Source organism: Lachnoanaerobaculum sp. MSX33 (assembly GCF_000512995.1).
Lineage (GTDB): Bacteria > Bacillota > Clostridia > Lachnospirales > Lachnospiraceae > Lachnoanaerobaculum.
Genome location: NZ_AZXX01000021.1, coordinates 1 through 2,338, shown reverse-complemented (window position 1 = coordinate 2,338; position 2,338 = coordinate 1). Strand labels below are relative to the sequence as shown.

2 protein-coding genes are annotated in these 2,338 nt (G+C 32.5%); both read left to right on the top strand.

Annotation, left to right across the window (positions count from 1 at the left end; genetic code table 11):
* The first annotated feature begins 383 nt into the window (after window positions 1–383).
* Window positions 384–1,808 carry an RNA-binding domain-containing protein gene (locus HMPREF1495_RS02185; RefSeq protein WP_034211667.1) on the top strand — a complete coding sequence of 475 codons (1,425 nt, stop codon included), beginning with the start codon at window positions 384–386 and terminating at the stop codon, window positions 1,806–1,808.
* 176 nt (window positions 1,809–1,984) lie between these two features.
* Window positions 1,985–2,167, top strand: a complete 183-nt coding sequence (locus tag HMPREF1495_RS02180) for a hypothetical protein (protein ID WP_034211665.1) — start codon at window positions 1,985–1,987, stop codon at window positions 2,165–2,167.
* The last annotated feature ends 171 nt before the right edge of the window (window positions 2,168–2,338 follow it).

The following is a 2,338-nucleotide window of genomic DNA, read 5'->3' as shown; positions in this document are numbered from 1 at the left end:
AAGACTTAAAACAATGAGGACACTGTAAAAGGTGTCCTTTTTATTATGACAGACAGGTTGTCAATCCTTTGTGAAAGCCTGCAAGGTGAGTAGTTACTGATGAACCTCTTAGTTAATCCTAAGGTTTATCTCATGAGTTATCACAGATGGTTTCGATAATCAAACAGGGCAACTATATGAGGATAACTCCAAGTTTTTCAAAAAGAGGTATGAACTCAAAGAAAACTTCAAAATAGAGGTGATACGTGAAAATGTGTTACATGTGCTTATTCACTTATTAATATTCATAAGTGAAATGTAGTAGTTTTGTTACATTGTATGGTCTATCACCATTGTGATATAATCTAATATATGTAGTAGTAAATTGTCGGGAGTAAAATAATATGAATAGCACATTGATTTCAAAAATTGATGAACTTAGACAATATGATACGGAACGTGAGTGGTTTGAGTTTAAAGAAAATTGGAATGATCCGAGGGAATTGGGAGAATACATATCCGCAATTTCAAATAGTTCAGCCTATGAAGGTAGGGAGTGTGGATACTTTATATGGGGGATTCATGATAAGACGCATGAACCGGTTGGAACTAAATTCGATCCGAATCAAGATGTGAAAGGAGAGCCTTTAAAGCATTTTCTAGCCAGACAAATATATCCTGATGTTAATTTCCATTTTGAAGAAATTTATTTAGAGGATAAGAGAGTGGTTGTATTGGTTATTCCGGCAGCTAAGACAATACCTACTTCTTTTTCGGAAGAGAGATATATAAGAATCGGATCAAGCAAAGAGAAGCTGAGAAAGTATCCGGAAAAAGAATCTTTTTTATTTTCTATTTTGAGAACCGGATTTCCAACAATAGAGAATACAGCAAGTGAGTATCAAGAATTATCTTTTGAAAAGCTGATAATTTATTATGGAGCAAAGGGAATAAAACTGAATACCACACAATATGAAAAGAACCTAGGATTATATACAGCGGATGGTAAGTATAATATTATGGCACAGTTGCTATCAGATAATTCACATATTCCTGTTAGAGTGGCTATATTTTCCGGAAAAAGTAAATCTGACAATATGTATTCAGTACGTGAATTTGGATTTCAGTGCTTGTTATATACATTAGATGAAATATTAAGATATGGGGATGTATTAAACATTATACAAGCAGATGAGGTAGATAGAGTTGTGGAAAGAAAAGAAGTGCCTCTATTTGATAAAGATGCTTTTAGAGAAGCTATAATTAATGCCTTCCTACACAATAAGTGGGTAGAAATGAATGAACCCATGGTAACGATTTACTCTGACAGGATTGAGATTTTATCAAGAGGAACAATACCACAGGGACAGACTGTAGAAGGGTTCTTTTTAGGTGAGTCCATTCCTGTCAACAAAAAATTGTCTGAGATTTTTTTGCAACTGCATATCAGTGAGAAGACAGGTAGAGGTGTTCCTAAAATCACAGAGAAATATGGAAAAGAAGCATTTGAATTCAGAGAAAACTCTATTATAGTAAAGATTCCTTTTAATTGGATTAATACTATGTATGATAAAGAGGGTAATAAAGAGGGTAATAAAGAGGGTAATAAAGAGGGTAATAAAGATGTAAGTTATTCGGATTTAAATGAAACACAGATGGTTATTCTTCAAGCAATAAAAAATAACCCAAATATTACAAAGAGAGAGATTCAAGAAAAAATAGGTAAAGGAAAGACTGCAGTAGATCGTGGGATTTCCAATTTAAAAGAAAAAGGGTATATAGAACATATCGGTTCAAACAGAACAGGGTACTGGAAAATACTTAGATAAAAGTATTTGTAATAATTTTTTAGGTAATCTGATATTGAGTTTTATCTTAGCTATATTAATAATAATAAATGATTTTATCATTAGGTATCGGAAGCTTTGGAACTTGATAACTTATGGACTGCTTTTACAAATAAGTGTAAATAAAATACGTTATAGTTAAAGGAATAAAGATAATAATGGCACAAAATAGTTTAAGAATTGATGATGCAAGGGTAAATACAGAGAGGCGAATACCCTTTGAAGTGTCGGCGGACCCTTTTTATAGTAAAGAGAATATGGATGAATTGGAGAGGAGGGTTGCCAATATTCGCACAGGAAAAAGTGTGTTAAAAGAACATGACTTAATAGGGGGTGAATGATGTGAAAAATATGATTTTAAGTATGTTAAGGAGAGTAATAAGATGACGGATGCAATGAAGGAGTTATACGAAATATTTAAAGAGGATTTTGATCAGGAAGTATTAGAAAAGTCTAAAAACAAGTGGATAAAAGAGGGTGTAATAAATACATTGATTATGCTTGTAAAAGAC

Bases quoted from the DNA above. Each gene is read 5' to 3' on its own strand.
- HMPREF1495_RS02180 (WP_034211665.1), top strand. From the start codon at position 1,985: ATGGCACAAAATAGTTTAAGAATTGATGATGCAAGGGTAAATACAGAG.
- HMPREF1495_RS02185 (WP_034211667.1), top strand. From the start codon at position 384: ATGAATAGCACATTGATTTCAAAAATTGATGAACTTAGACAATATGAT.